The sequence below is a fragment of the Dyadobacter sp. LHD-138 genome (assembly GCF_030929615.1).
Lineage (GTDB): Bacteria > Bacteroidota > Bacteroidia > Cytophagales > Spirosomataceae > Dyadobacter.
On the sequence record NZ_JAVFVU010000032.1, the window covers coordinates 19,924 to 36,726 of the forward strand.

12 protein-coding genes are annotated in these 16,803 nt (G+C 43.7%); 8 read left to right on the forward strand and 4 right to left on the reverse strand.

The genetic code is table 11. From position 1 onward, the window contains the following. Nucleotides 1-118: 118 nt before the first annotated feature. The 4 genes from RB622_RS21995 to RB622_RS22010 form a co-directional block, all read right to left on the reverse strand. Nucleotides 119-541: a VOC family protein gene (locus tag RB622_RS21995; RefSeq protein ID WP_308048833.1), complete on the reverse strand. Its 423-nt coding sequence runs from the start codon at nt 539-541 to the stop codon at nt 119-121. 177 nt (nt 542-718) lie between these two features. Continuing rightward, on the reverse strand, nt 719-1,036 hold the full coding sequence (locus RB622_RS22000; RefSeq protein WP_308048834.1) for a hypothetical protein: 318 nt from the start codon (nt 1,034-1,036) through the stop codon (nt 719-721). Nucleotides 1,037-1,274: 238 nt separating this feature from the next. Beyond that, the gene (locus tag RB622_RS22005; protein ID WP_308048835.1) at nt 1,275-1,889 is read right to left on the reverse strand and encodes a hypothetical protein; all 615 of its coding nucleotides are present in this window, start codon (nt 1,887-1,889) and stop codon (nt 1,275-1,277) included. A 355-nt stretch (nt 1,890-2,244) separates the two neighbouring features. Continuing rightward, nucleotides 2,245-3,132: an AraC family transcriptional regulator gene (locus tag RB622_RS22010; RefSeq protein WP_308048836.1), complete on the reverse strand. Its 888-nt coding sequence runs from the start codon at nt 3,130-3,132 to the stop codon at nt 2,245-2,247. Nucleotides 3,133-3,531: 399 nt separating this feature from the next. On the opposite strand from RB622_RS22010, the gene RB622_RS22015 reads away from it, so the two are divergent. The 8 genes from RB622_RS22015 (at nt 3,532) to RB622_RS22050 (ending at nt 16,765) form a co-directional block, all read left to right on the forward strand. Continuing rightward, entirely contained in the window at nt 3,532-6,699 is a 3,168-nt protein-coding gene (locus tag RB622_RS22015) for a TonB-dependent receptor (RefSeq protein ID WP_308048837.1), read from the forward strand. A gap of 42 nt (nt 6,700-6,741) precedes the next feature. Then, nucleotides 6,742-8,271, forward strand: coding sequence for a RagB/SusD family nutrient uptake outer membrane protein (locus tag RB622_RS22020; protein ID WP_308048838.1), 1,530 nt, complete (start codon nt 6,742-6,744; stop codon nt 8,269-8,271). Between the two features lie 43 nt (nt 8,272-8,314). Then, a complete protein-coding gene (locus RB622_RS22025; protein ID WP_308048839.1) occupies nt 8,315-8,710 on the forward strand; it encodes a hypothetical protein in 396 nt (131 codons plus the stop codon). A 197-nt stretch (nt 8,711-8,907) separates the two neighbouring features. Continuing rightward, the gene (locus tag RB622_RS22030) at nt 8,908-9,534 is read left to right on the forward strand and encodes an RNA polymerase sigma-70 factor (RefSeq protein ID WP_308048840.1); all 627 of its coding nucleotides are present in this window, start codon (nt 8,908-8,910) and stop codon (nt 9,532-9,534) included. A 106-nt stretch (nt 9,535-9,640) separates the two neighbouring features. Further along, nucleotides 9,641-10,672, forward strand: a complete 1,032-nt coding sequence (locus RB622_RS22035) for a FecR domain-containing protein (RefSeq protein WP_308048841.1) — start codon at nt 9,641-9,643, stop codon at nt 10,670-10,672. A 174-nt stretch (nt 10,673-10,846) separates the two neighbouring features. Then, nucleotides 10,847-14,281, forward strand: a complete 3,435-nt coding sequence (locus RB622_RS22040; RefSeq protein ID WP_308048842.1) for a TonB-dependent receptor — start codon at nt 10,847-10,849, stop codon at nt 14,279-14,281. 8 nt (nt 14,282-14,289) lie between these two features. After that, the gene (locus RB622_RS22045) at nt 14,290-16,059 is read left to right on the forward strand and encodes a RagB/SusD family nutrient uptake outer membrane protein (protein WP_308048843.1); all 1,770 of its coding nucleotides are present in this window, start codon (nt 14,290-14,292) and stop codon (nt 16,057-16,059) included. Between the two features lie 19 nt (nt 16,060-16,078). After that, entirely contained in the window at nt 16,079-16,765 is a 687-nt protein-coding gene (locus tag RB622_RS22050) for a DUF3823 domain-containing protein (protein WP_308048844.1), read from the forward strand. The last annotated feature ends 38 nt before the right edge of the window (nt 16,766-16,803 follow it).

Here is a 16,803-nt window from a genome sequence, read left to right on the forward strand (position 1 = left end):
GATCGAGGATTTTGTTAGACGGATCGCCAACGTTCAGGGCTAGCTGCTATTCCATGATGCCTCAGCCCAAACTGTTGCTGCGTCAGGTTAATGTAGCTGAAAATATATTTTATTGCGTTTATTTTGAGTCAAAATCCACCATCCATTCAATGCCGAATTTGTCTCTAAACATTCCAAAATAGGATCCCCAGGGACTGTCGCTAATAGGTACTTCAATATTTCCTCCTGCTGAAAGTCCGTTAAATAATTTGTCGGCTTCTTCACGACTTTCGGCACTAATGGATATCTTAGACCTGTTTTCATTTTCGTTTACTGGTCCCATACTTTCGGGAACGTCATTGGCCATCAAAATGTTTCCGCCAATTGGCAAAGCAATGTGCATGATCTTATTGGCATCATTTTCTGCCACTGGATATTCAGGGCTTGATATATCTTTGAGACGTACAATCGTTGTGAACGCTCCGCCAAATACTGATTTGTAAAAATTGAATGCTTCTTCGGCATTTCCGTTGAAGTTAATGTGTGGATTGATAAGTGCCATAATTGATATGTTTTAAGTCGTTTTTTGCAAACATACGCACGAGGCCCCTGTTTTTCTGTACCCAAAATGTCCGTAATAAAATACTTTAAAATGGACGTTTTCTCAGGTGCGAGGTATGGCCTAAAATATATATTGTCAACCAAATACCGACTGAATACAAGGGAGTTCGAAAATGAACTAAGAATACCTACTCTTCAAAAAAGTCACCAAATCTGCTTCAAGTTTTTTGAGCGGTGAATGAAAGGCAAAGTATATTACATTCATAAAAAATGAGTCTAAAAAGCTTAACAGCAAGTTGGGAGACATGGCATGCACGGTTATTTGATTTCCACTTTTGGAGATTTGCGCGCCGACAAACTCAGATTTTCGAACAACAACACTTCTGTTTTTACCTACACCAAAAAAACTGTAAGAAAACTTAGAAGAAAAATGTTGCTCGATCGTCTTTGCAATTTCCTCAGTAGATGGTTCTTGCGCTATCGTGAAAACTTTCATAACCAGTTTGTTATATGTCACTGTATTTTCCAAAAGTTCGAAAAATAAAACCAACTTTCAAAGTTACGCACATAAATTCCTGATTTTCTTCTGCGGTTGATCTTTCCTTTAAGAGAATCCTACGCCAATTTCGGATCTGTTTCCTTTTAACCGTTAAGAAAAACAGGCTGACTATCCGTGCCGGGATCTGATTGATCTACCGGTTTTCAATGACATAAGAATGCGTTTAAATATTTTCTTAATCTGCTCCCTGCGTTATGGTCCAGGAATTATCCATATTAAGTGTAACGTTCATCGAAAAGATGCCATGCGGAAAAAGGATCTGCACGGCATTGTTTATTTTGGATGGGTCCAATACCTGACCTTGCTGGAAGTCTCCGAAAATTACCCAGTTTTGCGGAAGCGGGGAAAACGAAAAACTCATATTGGGCTGGGCTTGCACGGCGACTGTGCCCGAACCCGACATACCTATGCCTATGCTGGCCTGTTTAAAAGCGGTGGAGGTGTCTGTGGTAACGTTCAAGACACCGGGCTGATACCAGTTTCTTTGATCAATAAATTTGTAATTACCGTCTCGTTTCGTGAGTGTTACAGCATTATTTTCTGTAAAACTGGTCAGAAAAGCTTCACCGGCATTAAAGATTACCCCTGGCGCAAGTTCGCCGGTTTTGGCCCAGAAAAAATAAAAATCAGTATTCCAGGAAATGGGTACTTTGGTTTGTGGATTACCAGATTTCACAAGCCAGGCCAGGGGGAAAGTGCTCGGGTTTGAAAGGCTGGGGTTTTGCTGGCAGACGCAAAAACTGCCTGGAGAGTCGGAATTGTTGAGAAAATTGAGGGTGAAAGTTGTCATGATTTAGGGTTGGTTCTTGATTTAAAGTGACTTTTTTTTTGTCAAAAAATACTAAGAATGCTATGACATCAGGTTGTAGCTCAGGTAGGTACTGTTGCTTGCCAGGTAAAGATAAATAAATATGGTTATTGTAATAAATATACTTATTTAACGTGTTTACACTTGCTCAGTATTGGCGATATTTCACTTAAGCAGCGCGTTCATGTTGGACGAGCCCCGGATTTCGGAAAAGTCAGTGGGCGCCGGTTAAGGCATACGCATTGATGTATTATTGAAAATGTCGTTACGGAAACCGTTCACAAAAAGGTTGATAATCATTGACATGGTAGATTGCATTGGAACATTTTGACAATTATCAAGCTTTTTGACGGTTCCTGTTTTCCAGCGAATCACGAAAATCCTTCGGGGACATTTTATTTATTTTCTTGAAACATCGGTTAAAATATGAGATGTTGTTGTAACCGCATTCAAGCGCAATCTGTGTGATGGATAGTTCGGACTGCTGAAGGAGTTTGCATGCATAACCAATCCTTACATCATTAAGAAATTCCGAAAACGTACGATTCGTAAGGGACTTGAAATAGCGGCAAAAAGCATGAATTTGCAAACCTGAAACCGAAGCTGCTTTTTCCAGACTAATATCATCTTTAAAATTTTGGTGGATATAGTACATCAGCTTGGGAATTCTACCGGGCGGCTGGATTGAAAAGGTCGAAATAGGATCAGCTGCATTGAGATAGGTTATATCTGTCGGCTCGTGCAGACAAACCAGAATACGCAGGAAAGAGGAAAGTAAAGTAACATCCTTTTCTTCCAGCATCTGTTGCAGTATGTTAACGATCAGGGCCCTCTTATCTCCTTCTATTTTCAGGCCACGCTGAGATTGGGTGAAAAAATTTTGAATCTCCTTTACATCAATCAGTCCGCCCATTTGGTCACAAAAAAGCGCTGAGTCGATATAGAGCGCCAATGAAATTGCTTCACAGGTTTCAGACCGCCCTGTGTCCGAATCACTGTACCATACATGCGGGACATTGGCACCGATAAAAGTTAAATCACCTTTTTCAAACGGTTCAATAGAGTGTCCGATAATGCGCACGCCTGAGCCGGAAACAACATGAACCAGCTGACATTCTTTGTGAAAATGAAAGTCGGTCGAGAAGGATGACTGAGAAATTTTCTTGACTACGAACGATTTCCGTGAATAAGCAAGATCGGACGGTATCGCAAAATTTGGTTTCATGGAAAAGTTTTTAGTATTGCAAACATAGTATTATAAAATATCAATCCAAGATCAATTTGTTGGATTAATTTATTATTAATTTGTCTAAAAGGGTTATTCTGAGTTTATAGATGTAAATGTCACAATCGGTGATTTCTTGGACGTTTTAAGGTGTTTGTTTATTATAATGCTAATAATCAAATGGTTGAAATGAATGTAGTGGTTTTTAAATAACTGCTTAAATCGAATTTGATACTTAGTATCATGTTGTCTGTACGGCACTGCTTAAACAGCGCTGTACTGTTTGAAAGTTTAGTGGTAATCCTGTTGGTCAAACTGCAATACCCCGGACTTTGATCCTCCTCAATCTCTTGAATAATTGTATTCTATGAACATTTCTCAAATAAACATTTTGTGACTATGAATCAATTTTACAAATCAGGGACATGGACAGATCGTGCCCGCATTAAAATCTGGCATCAGATTGGACGTAGCGGCGTTCATTTAGTTCAAACAGCACTTTCAGCAAGTCTTTTGTGGAAATTCTCAAAAGTACTGGTGGCGATTTTATTAATTTCTTGTCATGCAGCATTTGCGCAAAGCCGACAGGTATCAGGCACCGTGTTTGACAATAGTGGTACACCGTTACCCGGCGCGAGTGTCCAGTTAAAGAGTACAACGACAGGTACAATCACAGATTCGAACGGTAAGTATACCGTTCAGGCAAAGGATGACGCCACGTTGGTGTTTAGCTATATCGGCTACATAAAGCAAGAAGCTTTGGTAGGCACCAAAACAACCATAGATGTAACGCTGAAATTGGAAGAATCGTCGCTTTCGGAGGTTGTTGTGGTGGGATATGGAACCCGCACAAAGGCTAATCTTTCAGGTTCTGTAACAACCGTGACAGGAAAAGAGCTCACCGAGCGCCCTGTTCCCAACGTACAAAATCTTTTGCAGGGTAGGGTGTCCGGTCTCGATGTGATCCAGTCTACGGGTGAACCGGGACGTGACGATGCCGCTTATCAGCTAAGAGGGTTTGGCTCATTTGGGGCATCCAATGCGCCGCTGATCCTTGTGGATGGGATTATCGGAACGATCAAGAATCTTTCTCCGCAGGATATTGAGAGCGTCACTGTTTTGAAAGATGCCGCTTCCGCATCCATATATGGTGCGCGTGCTGCGAATGGGGTTATTTTGATCACAACAAAAAAGGGAAAGGCTGGTTCCTCAGAAATTGAGTATACCGGAAGCTATGGCATTAGCCAGGCAACCAGGAATCCGGATCTTATTACGAATTCGGTACAATACATGGAAATGTACAATTCTGCCAGAGCAAGAAGTGGTCAGACACCGCTCTATACGCAGGCGCAGATCGATCTGTACAAGAGCAATCCCAACAGCGACCAGTATCCCAACTTTAACTGGCTGGATTATGTACTGGACAAAGGTCCGATCCAGAATCATCATCTTGGATTTAGCGGTGGGAATGAGAAAACTTTGTACAACATTTCATTCAACTATCTTGATCAGGAAAGTATCACCAAAGGGTATTTGTACAATCGCTACAACGGTTTGGTTGATTTCTCATCCCAGGTACACAAGAAGGTGCGGGTGGGTACAAATCTTAACCTTTCATACCAGAATGCAAAAGCTCCGTGGCTTGTCAACGATGATCTGCTCCTTCTGGCATATGCGTCGGCACCCACCTTCCGACCTTTTCTCCCCGACGGAAGCGGACGAGTAACCAACAGGGATTTTGTAGGCAATGGCGCAGGTAACAGGAGCGTGGAAGAAGTGTATGCGACTGGTGGCCAATTTACCAAAACCTACAATGTCAATGCGCAGGCTTTTGTAGAAATCGAGATTTTGAAAGGTTTGAAATGGCTCAACAAGGCCGGGGTGACTTTTTATAACGATCAGTTAAAAAACCGTCAATTTGGCTCGCCTTCCTTCGCATATCAGCCAGATGCATCGGGCAAATATGTGCAGGTGGCCAATGGCAACCCAACATTTTTCGGACTTCTGCAACGAGAGGAAAGGAGCATCACAAAGACCTTTTTCAGTACGCTGAACTACAACAAACAATTTGGAACGAACCATACTTTGGGACTTCTGGCAGGCTTTGAGCAGCAAGAAAATTTAACGGAACGCTTGTCAGGCAACAGATTTGACTTTCCAAATACGACTATCATGGTTTTGGATGGCAGCGGTGCAAACAACCAGTCAACCGCAGGTTCCGCGTCAGAATGGGCACTTCGATCAATGTTTGGACGCGTTAACTATGACTATAAAGGCAAGTATTTCTTAGAAGGCAACATTCGCCGCGACGGTACTTCACGGGTTAGCTCCCGATGGGGGACTTTTGGTGGGGGCTCGGCAGCCTGGAGGATATCGGAGGAAGGATTTATAAAAAACTCTTTGTCCTGGGTCGACAATCTAAAACTCAGGGCCTCATATGGCGTATTGGGTAATCAGGAGATCAATGTGGGTGTGGCAGACCGGCTTAATCTTTCGGGAAACTACCCTTATCAGGATATTCTTAGCCTGACGGCTTACCCGTACACAACGTTAAGCTCGGGTGCGCAGCTGACTCGTCTGGTAACACCAGACTTGAGGTGGGAGAAAACAGCGATGCTGGATTTTGGTTTGGATATCGATATTTTTAGAGGATTATTTGGTGCAACCATTGATTGGTACAAACGGAACACGACAGATATTCTTTCCACACGTGCAGATTTACCAAGCAGTGTTGGACTGTCTGCACCTATTGTCAATGCTGGTGGCATGCAAAATAAGGGTATTGAGGTTGAATTACGGCACAGGAAGAGTTTTGGGGACTTCAACTATGGTGTAAGCGTGCTGTTTCACAAATACAACAACAAGGTAACGAAACTACTTGCACCCACATTGGGTACCATCGAAATAGGCCAGCCTTACAATAACTTTTTCGTGTACGACTGGATAGGGGTGTTCCAGAGTCAGGAAGAAATCAACAGCTCTCCCAAGCAGCCATCTTCCGGTACTTTAAAGCCGGGCGATCTTAAGATCAGGGATGTGGACGGAAATGGTACGGTTGGGCCTGAAGACAGGATTCGGATAAGCCGCTTCCCTAAGTACAACTATTCGTTCAGTCTGAATGCGGGATGGAAAGGTTTTAACCTGACAGCGTTCTTCCAGGGCGTTCAGGGGATTAATACGCAGGTGAACGGTTGGGGTTACGAGCCTTTTCAACAAGGATCTGCGCCTCCGAAAAGATTCCTGGATGCCTGGTCTCCTACAAATCCAAGTAATACGATTCCAGCTACCTACCTGACGGGTTATGCCGGCGTGTCGGGGTATACGTCAACCTATTTTATTCAGGATGCTTCTTACCTCCGCTTAAAGAACCTATACCTTTCCTATGCATTTAACGAGAAAATCCTGAGCAAAATCAAGTCAAAGGGATTAACGGTTTATGTTTCAGGGGACAATTTGATAACCTGGACGAAATATGAAGGAAATGATCCGGAACGTGCGGGTTCCGGCAGGTTTGCTCAGTTTCCGCAATTGAAGATCTTCACCGCCGGGTTAAGTGTTAAGTTCTAATCATGTGAATCTGATTCGCGTAAAAATTAAACAGTTGAAAAAATGAACTTCAGACATAAATATATCTTTTCTGCACTGCTGGCCTCTTTAGTGCTTGGTAGTACAAGCTCCTGTGATGACAGCTTTTTGGACAGAAATCCGCTTCACGCAATATCCGGTGCAACTTTCTGGAAAACGCAGACGGATGTGGAAATGGCACTTGTTGGTGTTTACCGCCGATTGCAGAGTAATCTTTTTGGACTTCGCCGGGCTCACCTGGATGGTTATTCGGATAATGCTTATGACAGGCATCAGCAAATAGGTTTCCAGAATCTCACAATCGGCATTACTAATCCTTCTAACGTGCCCACTGTACTGTACAATGATCCCTACGCAGGTATCGCTGCCTGTAACTATTTTCTTGAGAATGTTGGAAGCGTGACTACGGTACCTCAGGCAACGGCGGATATTTACGTCGCTGAGGCTCGCTTTCTCAGGGCCATGTTTTATTTTGAACTCGTTCAGTTTTTTGGAGATGTTATTCTTTACAAAACAGCCCCCAAAACCGCCGAAGATGCTAAGATTGCCAAAAGCCCCAAAGCTGATGTACTAGCCTTTGTCGTTGAAGACCTGGACTATGCCATCTCAAAGCTGCCGGCAACGGCATATGCGGGACATGCTGTTAAGGCAAGTGCTCAAATGTTGAAGGCCAGGATAAGGTTGTATCAGAAAAATTGGGCCGATGCAGCAGCGCTGACCGGTGCAATTATAAGCGCCAATACATTTTCCATCTATCAGGGAGGCTATGCCAACTTGTTCCTGCAGACAACCCAGCAAGGTAACCCGGAAATCATTTTCTCAACCAAGTATCTTGCTCCCAATAATCCGCAGGGAGGTGAAGGCATGCTGGTTGAAATCGGCTGGTACGGTGGCAATCAACCCTACAAAAATCTTGTAGATGAGTATGAGACGACGAGTGGTAAAATGATAACGGATGCATCTTCGGGTTTCGACCCTGCCAATCCATATGATAAAAGAGACCCCAGGTTAAAGATGACCATTCTCGTACCGGGTGATAAATACGTAAATCCCGATGGTTCCACGTTTGTAACGACCGACCCTGTTTTGACCGGGTTTACCCAAAAGAAGTACATGGATACTTCCAAGCTGCCCTGGGATAGGTCTAAAATTACGGTTACAGACATGAACATTGTTCACATGCGTTATGCGGAGGTCCTCTTGGCGTATGCCGAAGCTAAAAATGAGGTTTCCGGTCCTGATGCGTCGATATACGAAGCGCTTGACAAGATCCGTTCCCGGACCGGCGTAAACATGCCGCCTGTGGACCAGACCCTTTATAATTCAAAAGACCTATTGCGAGAGTTTATTCGCCATGAAAGGAGAATTGAGCTGGCCATGGAGGGACATCGTTATTTTGATCTGAAACGCTGGGGAATCATGGCTGCAAAATTAGCCGGAGTGAAAAACCCTGCGGGCGTAACGTTGTCTTTCGGGGAAAAGAACAATGTTCTCCCTTTCCCCCAAGCGGAGGTCGACAAGAATAAGAGTTTGATCCAAAACGAAGGTTATTAAAATAGAGATTTGAATTGAGCCGCCTACGGCTCAATTCAAATTTATGCTGCCAGGTCGCGCAGCAATCTCCGGACAGCACATTTGGTTTTATCTTTCAGTGCTTTTCTTACGCGCGACTTTTCCTGATTTACAGAATTTTAGTTACGTCAAAGACGCACGCCCCGGCCAACCTGAACCGAGGCTTAATGTTTATGTCGTCAACGCGATAAACGCTGTGGGGAAGGAGCGCCTCGGAACTTTCCTTTGCAGGTTTTTATCTTTCTTTGTGCATCATGACATGCAAAAATGTGAGCCGCTTCCGGGAGCCATCTCAATCACAAATAAACACCTCCGTAAGACCTTTGTTTTGCGTTTCCTACTCGCTTTGTCTAGCGGCCAACCTAATGGCAAACAGTATAAATCGGGTATTGCTTCTTTAATATTTATTTCCAATGCATGATGATCCGTAAGGCAGCTCACGAAACAGAGGTCGCGGTCTGAATATTATTGGCTGAAAGCAATTGCGAATGTTTTAAGATCAGGAATTTTGTCTTGAAATCGAGGCGGAAATCTACTTTTATTCGATATGCATATTTAAAGAGAAATCATAATTTTAGATTGTTATTTCATTTTTGTCAAAATTTGTTTTGAAGCCTGATGCACTTTATAGAGAAGCAATATTTAGCTGACCATGAGCTTACTGCGCATTTTTTCAAAAATGATGAAAAGGCGTTCAATGAGATTTATAATCGTTATTGGCAACGGTTGTACGTTTTTGCGCTGAGTAAGCTCGACGATGAGGCAAACGCAGAAGAAGTGATCCAGAATGTTTTTATTGACCTTTGGCAAAAAGGCAAGACGGATCAGATTGAAAACCTGTCTGCTTATCTGTACAGGGCTGTTAAGAATAAATGTATTGATCAGATCAGACAGCGGCTTGTTCGCGGCCGGTACGAGGAAATAGTACTTCAGACCCGCGATGAAGAGGATCCAGGTACTGAGGAATTGCTGGCATTCCAGGAATTGAAAGCTGTACTTAACATGGCCATGAATAGCCTTCCTGAAAAAACAAGGGAAATATTCAGGCTCAGTCGGATGGAATATCTTTCGGTTCGGGAAGTTTCAGTGGCGCTTTCCATTCCTGAGCGTACGGTTGAATACCATCTTGCTCAGGCGTTGAAAATGATGCGGGTTTATCTACGGGATTTTATAGTGCTTCTTGTGTTATTTCAATCCCAATTGGTTTTGGATTTTAAATATGAATTTTTCGTGAATAATTTATAAATAATATATTTTAGATATAACTTTTAGAAGAACTTAACATTTCTATTGCGGTTTGCCTTCTTGTAAACCGACTTATTTACAGAAGTCCGATAATAATCCTTTGCAAATGAAGAGAGCTAATCCGGGTTTTTCAAAGTTACTTAAGCGTTACCGTCAAGGCGAGTGCTCTGAAGAAGAAAAGATTATTGTGGATCAGTGGTTTAATTCCATCCACCATGAAATTGCCGATAAACCGATGAACGAAACCCGCGACGTGATCATGGCGCGTATGTGGGCTAATATTCAATCGGCTAATCAGGACGAACCGGAAATATTGCCATTGGCGGAATCGCGAAAATGGTGGCAAATGTGGCCCGCCCGAATTGCAGCGGCTTGTTTGTTTGTCGTGATCGGTTTTGCGGCATATGAGTCGGTATTCAAAAAAGGGCTCGATGCAACTTTTGTGGCGGGACGTGATATTTCGAGGTTGACCAAAATGGCAAACAACGGAGCATCAGTGAAATCGGTCACTTTACCCGATCAAAGTATCGTCATGCTCGATCCCGGAAGTTCTGTTTACTATGATGCCGATTTTGGATTGACAAAACGGGAAGTTGTACTGAAAGGATCCGGATTTTTTCAGGTCAGCCACAACAAGCAAAAGCCGTTTCTAGTCTTTGCCGGAAACATTGTGACCCGGGTCGTCGGAACAAGTTTTGCAATCCGCAACGACATGAAAAATCTGGAAGTCGCTGTATTAACGGGAAAAGTGATTGTTGAAAAAGCGGGAACGACAGCTTCACAAAATGAAGGTGTAATGCTAACGCCAAACCAAAAAGTAACCTATGATCAGGAAAAAGACCATTTCGTCACAGGCCTGGTGAATGAGCCAGTTTTGGTAGAAACAAAATCCGGTGCTGCGCCTGTTGCGACATTCAACTTTGATGATGTACCGCTAAGCGATGTAGCCCGTATTCTGGAAGCATCCTACGGTATCGAAATCGTCATCAAAAATGAACAGATAAAAAGCTGTCCGGTAAAGGCGGATCTTGGCCAACATCCTTTGTATACAAAACTGGATATCATCTGCGCGGCACTCAAATCCCATTACGATGTAAAAGGAACAACCATTATCATTACTGGTGGACAATGTGAATAAAACCTAATCATGAACGCACTGACATATGACTAAACCTAAATCTTTACTGCTTCTCTGATACCGGTGCGCTCCGGTTCTTTTAATTACCTGTTTGACTTTCGGATTTCGAATCGTTGATTTTCAACGTACAGGAAAGTTATTGTCCATTTTTTTCAGAGTCTAAAAAATAAGGGAATGAAAAAACATCTAAAAAGTTTAGGGGTGGCCTATACCGCAATGAGGCTTTTATTAGTTCAGCTACTCATCCTCTCCTTTGTTGTCAGTAACAGTTTTGCCAATGAAATTTTTGCACAAGACCTGCTTCAGCAAAAAGTAACGCTTAATGTAAAACAGAAAGAAATCAAGGAAGTTTTGTCGGCTCTGGAAGATAAGGTCGGGGTGAAATTTGTGTACAGTTCGAGAACGCTGAGCCAACGCAAAGTGACCCTGAATATCGCCAATAAACCGTTGCTCGAAGTGCTGGAAGAACTATTTAAGCCCACTAAAATAAGTAGTAAAATAATTGCGGGACAGATTGTTATCAATATAGAATCATCTTTTCCGGATCCGGCTATACATGTTTCTCCGGAAGGGAAATTGAGTGAAAAAACAGTCACAGGTGCTGTCCGGGATGAAAAAGATGAGCTGCTTCCGGGTGTCAGTGTCGTTATCAAGAATACACAACGCGGAACCGTGACCGATAGCGAGGGTAAATATAGCCTGACAATTCCCGATGGAGATTCAGTACTGGTTTTTTCCTTTGTCGGCTATTTACCGCGGGAAATGGCAATTGGCAACCAGTCAACACTAGATGTGTCGCTAAAACCGGACATAAAAGCCCTGGAAGAAGTAGTGGTGGTGGGCTATGGTACGCAAAAAATCGCTAATGTAACGGGCTCGGTAGCCTCCATAAGCAGTAAGGATGTGAAAAGTATCCCAACCTCCAACCTTGTGACCGGACTTGCAGGAAAACTTCCCGGACTTCGGGTCACTCAGAGTTCGAGCGAACCCGGTTCTTATAATACAAGATTTGATATCCGGGGTTTTGGTAATCCGTTGATCGTGGTCGACGGACTGGTCATGGATGCCATCAATTTTGCAAGGATCAATCCGAATGATGTGGCAGAAATTACCGTATTGAAAGACGCCTCAGCGGCGATTTATGGTGTAAAAGCGGCAAATGGGGTAATTCTGGTTACGACCAAAAAGGGGGAAATTGGCAAACCCAAGGTCAGTTATTCGGGTTATTATCAGATTAACAAAGTGACCAACACACCCCGGCCATACACCGGTTACGAATTTGCGGTAATCAGCACTGAGAATGAAATAAATACGGGCAGGGCACCGGGATCAACGACTTTTTCGAAGGATGACCTTGAAAAATACCGCGATGGGACCTATCCCAGTACAGATTGGTACGGGCTTGTGATGAGAAACCAGACGCCCATGAAAAATCATACGATAAGTGTCTCAGGCGGGAGTGAGCGGATTAAATACTTTACTTCAATGGGGTTACTTGACGAAATGGGTTTATGGAAAAGTGGCGACCTGAATTACAAAAAATACAATATCCGCTCCAATGTTACTGGTCAGATTACGGATGACCTCGAAGCCATAGTGAGCATAGATGCCCTGCTTGACAATAAAAATGAACCCGGGGCGCCGGCCTATGTAGATGGTGGAATTGGCGGAACATATTTTTCGCTCTTCATGCAAAACCCTACGGTCCCCGTATTTGCCAATAACAATCCCGATTACCTCAGTGACACGTTCGATGGGCAGCATCCGCTGGCAATCACGAACTCAAGTATTGGGGGCTACACTAAAACCAAGAACAAAACATTTCAGGGGAGCTTTTCGCTGAATTATAAAATACCGGTAATCAAGGGTTTAAGTGCCAAGTTTATGTATGGTTATTACAATCAGGATCGGTTCATGAAATCATGGAAACCCAAATTTCTGATGTACACCTACGCAAAGGAAACAGACACGTATACCAATTCAAGTACGAAAAACAATCCGTCTAATATGTCGGAAGACTACGCGACTTTCCAGCGCACAACCCTTTTGGGACAAATGACCTACAATACCGTTCTCGCAAAAAAACACGGTATCAAGGCCGCGCTGGTATTTGAGGAACGGCGTGAGCAGTCAGACAATATGTTTGCAAAGAAAGAATTTGACCTGAATGTCGACCAGCTTTTTGCAGGATTATCGAAGAATGCCGTCGTTAATTCAACGAATATTTTCCAGAATGATAACCAGAATGTGATCGGAAGAATTAACTACGATTTCATGTCCAAATATCTTTTCGAATTCGGATTTAATTACGGAGGATCGTCCAAATTTCCAAGTAAGAAACGTTGGGGCTTTTTCCCTTATGCATCCGGGGGATGGCGGATCTCTGATGAAAATTTTTTCAAAAATCTGCTTCCCTCCGTTTCAAACTTGAAACTGAGAGGCTCATGGGGCGAAATGGGTGATGATGGCGCTTCGTCATTCCAGTTTTTGACAGGCTATACTTATCCAAACGGAAATTACTACTTCAACGACGGAATTGTTTCAGGACTGGGTTTCAGAGGTATTCCCAACCCGAATATCACCTGGTATACGGTTACTTCGAAAAATATCGGTGTCGATCTGGACGTAAACAACGGGATGATCAATATGTCACTCGACTTGTTTCAGCGTGACCGCTCGGGTCTCTTGGGAACCCGTGTGCTGACGATTCCCGGAACTGTCGGCGCGAACCTGCCCCAGGAAAATCTGAACAAAGACATGAAACGGGGTTTCGAACTCGTTATCGGTCATTCGAAAAGAAGCGGTAACCTTAAATATTCGATATCGGCAAACGTAACGTATACACGAGGTCGTTCTTCTTATATTGAAAGAGTTCCTGATGCCAATTCGTACCTGAACTGGCGGAACAATATGACCAACAGATGGGATAACCTGACATGGGGCTATAAATATCTGGGCCAATTTCAGACGCAGGAAGAAATCTTCAGCGCACCATTACAGGATAATCAGGGAAACAAAACAATGCGTCCGGGAGACCTGAAATACGAAGACGTCAACAAGGATGGTATTATCAGTGATCTGGATGTTGTTCCGATCGGAAGAGGGAATATTCCCGATATTAACTTCGGTATCAGTGGCTCTGTAAGCTACAAACAGTTCGATGCAAACGTCCTTTTTCAGGGCGCCTCCAACTATAATTACAACTTTCAGGGGCCGGGCACCTGGTACATGGGCGGGCCTCTGACCTGGGCAGGACGCAACGGGCTCAGCTACTTTACGGACCGCTGGCATCACGAAGACCTGTATGACGTCAATAGTCCGTGGGTGCCAGGCAAATTTCCTTCGACCGGATATCCGGCTTCAAACAAATGGAATTCGTCCTTTTGGCTGCAAAGCGCACGATATATGCGTTTGAAAAGCCTGGAATTAGGCTATACATTCAGTCCGTCTGTTCTTAACAGGATCGGTGCGCAAAACATTAGGATATACGTCAGTGGCTTTAATCTGTTCACCTGGACAAAATTGAAGTTTGTTGACCCGGAACGCGGAACCGAACTGACTTACCCGATCACGAAAAATTACAATTTGGGGATTAACATTACTTTCTGAGAAATAGTATGAAAACTAAACTATTACACATCTTATCGGCCTTGTTGTTTGGAACGCTGATGAATTCATGCAACGATAAAAGGCTGGATATTAAACCGCTGGATATACTTTCCAATGAACAGGTTTTTCAGAGCGAAGCGGCCATCACGGCTTACATGGCCAGCCTTTACACGGCCATGCCGATGGAAGATTTCAATTTCGGCGGTTTTGCCAGTAACACAGACGAAGCGGGCATTGGAATGACTTTGGCAAACAGTGTGCGAGGTGGAACGAGTACGCAGTGGTGGGGATATGGTAATGTACGGAATGTGAATAATTTACTGGAAAATCTTCCGGCGGCCAAAATAGGTGAAACGCTGAAAAAAACGCTGACCGGAGAAGCTAAATTTATTCGTGCCTACTATTATCTTGCCATGGTTAAACGATATGGTGGCATCCCGATCATAAAGGAAGTGCAGAATTACACAGGAGATAATATTTCGGAACTTCAGGTGTCAAGAAATACAGAAAAAGAAGTGTACGATTTCATAGCGGGCGATCTGGATGAAGCTGCGTCGCTACTTCCTGAAACGAATGCAAAAGGGCGGGTTGGGAAATATGCCGCGCTGGCCCTGAAATCCCGGGCGATGCTTTATGCGGCCTCGTCGGCTAAGTATGGTCATGTGTTGTTGAACGGTGTATTGGGAATTCCTGCCGCCGATGCACCCAAATATTGGCAGGTTTCTATGGATGCGGCAAGGGCAGTAATTGCTTCAAACAAATACGTTTTGTATGATAAGGTGCCCAATAAACAAACAAATTTTGAGCAGCTTTTTCTGGACCGCGACAATCCTGAATCAATTTTGTCCCGTTTTTTCTCATATCCTGATAAGACGCACAACTACGATCGCAATGTCATTCCATTCGGTATCCGGGGCCCGGATGGCTATGGATCAGGAACCGGCCCGACCCTGGAACTTGTCGAACAATACGAATACACGGACGGATCTCCCGGAATTATCAAAATTGGTACACCTGAAAATCCGGTTTATTATACCAATCCAACCGATCTGTTCAAAGATTTTGACCCGAGAATGCGCGCAACGGTCATTGTACCCTTCGACGAATGGAAGGGAAGTGTGATCGATGTGCAGGCGGGAATTTATGACCAGGGGAAAAAGTGGGAAAGTGGTGACTATACTGCGTTGTATAATTTAGCAACCCACAAGCCAGACAACGCCAACGGAACCCTTCATATTGTAGGACTGAGTGGTTTCGGGACTGTCGGTTCCGAGAAATCGGCCTCTGGTTTTTATGTAAAAAAATACATGGACCCGAGCCTCGAAAGATCAAGGGTACGAACACTCGGCTCTTCGCAGCCGTGGGTTGAGCTTCGCTACGCGGAAGTCCTCCTGAATTATGCAGAGGCTGCCATGGAGCTTGGAAATGTGGCTGAGGCAAGGGATAAGGTTAACCTGATACGTGCCAGGGCTGGCATTGTTACGCTGAAAGATGCTGACGTTACGATTGAAAAAGTACGTCACGAACGCCTTGTGGAACTCGCATTCGAGAACCACCGGTGGTGGGATTACAGAAGATGGAGGTTGTCGGACAAATTATTCAACAATACCAAGCCTACGGCATTAAAACCATATTATGACGTGGATAAAAAAGCGTATAGGTTTGAAAGGTCAGTAAGCATTTCTTATAAAACTTTCGGTGTAGAGGTTTACTATGAGCGCATCGATCCTGCGGAATTGGCAAAAAATCCGAAACTGGTGCAGAATCCCAACTACTAACTGTTAAAGACTTTATACCATGAAAAACATAAGTATAACCCTGATATTTGGAGTGTTGACAATGCTGTGCTCGTGCGCCAAAATTGATAATTACGTAGCTCCGAATGGGGGTGTTCATGGCATTTTGACTGATAAAATCACCAAGGAAAATTTCCAGTCTGAACAGCCCAATGGATTTACAGTCAAGTTGTTTGAAAAAGGCGGGAAGCAGAATTCGCCGATCGTGTTTCAGGGGAAACCTAACGGATCATATGAAAACGCATTTGTCTTCCAAAATGATTACAGGTTGCTGGTAACGGAAGGGGCGTTTTTTGCGTTGGACACGGTCGCCGTCAACATTGGAAAGAGCGCGGAGACAAATTTTGAGGTGATGCCTTTCCTGGCCGTGATGAATCCTGTCGCCACAGCGGAAAGTGGAAAAATTACCGTAAGTTATCGCCTGAAAAGAGAACAGGTGGGGCATAAAATTATTGAGCGAAAAGTACTGGTTTCGAAAGTGCCGACGGTTAACAATTCCGTATTTGATTTCAAAACGCAAACCGACTTGACTGCTCTTGACGATACAGCGATACTGGCCGCCAATTATGCTGACACAGTTAGCGGGCTGGTTTCGGGGCAAACTTACTATGTCAGGGTCGCCGCGCGTACAGACAATGTGCTTAAAAAATACAATTACAGCAAAATCTTTACTGTGAAAATGCCATAAAAATATTAGCCATGAATTAACTATCAGGTTATAAAAAT

Coding starts and splice junctions, on each gene's coding strand:
- RB622_RS22015 (WP_308048837.1), top strand. CDS start 3,532: ATGAATCAATTTTACAAATCAGGGACATGGACAGATCGTGCCCGCATT.
- RB622_RS22035 (WP_308048841.1), top strand. CDS start 9,641: ATGAAGAGAGCTAATCCGGGTTTTTCAAAGTTACTTAAGCGTTACCGT.
- RB622_RS22005 (WP_308048835.1), bottom strand. CDS start 1,889: ATGACAACTTTCACCCTCAATTTTCTCAACAATTCCGACTCTCCAGGC.
- RB622_RS21995 (WP_308048833.1), bottom strand. CDS start 541: ATGGCACTTATCAATCCACACATTAACTTCAACGGAAATGCCGAAGAA.
- RB622_RS22000 (WP_308048834.1), bottom strand. CDS start 1,036: ATGAAAGTTTTCACGATAGCGCAAGAACCATCTACTGAGGAAATTGCA.
- RB622_RS22025 (WP_308048839.1), top strand. CDS start 8,315: ATGCTGCCAGGTCGCGCAGCAATCTCCGGACAGCACATTTGGTTTTAT.
- RB622_RS22010 (WP_308048836.1), bottom strand. CDS start 3,132: ATGAAACCAAATTTTGCGATACCGTCCGATCTTGCTTATTCACGGAAA.
- RB622_RS22045 (WP_308048843.1), top strand. CDS start 14,290: ATGAAAACTAAACTATTACACATCTTATCGGCCTTGTTGTTTGGAACG.
- RB622_RS22030 (WP_308048840.1), top strand. CDS start 8,908: ATGCACTTTATAGAGAAGCAATATTTAGCTGACCATGAGCTTACTGCG.
- RB622_RS22020 (WP_308048838.1), top strand. CDS start 6,742: ATGAACTTCAGACATAAATATATCTTTTCTGCACTGCTGGCCTCTTTA.
- RB622_RS22040 (WP_308048842.1), top strand. CDS start 10,847: ATGAAAAAACATCTAAAAAGTTTAGGGGTGGCCTATACCGCAATGAGG.
- RB622_RS22050 (WP_308048844.1), top strand. CDS start 16,079: ATGAAAAACATAAGTATAACCCTGATATTTGGAGTGTTGACAATGCTG.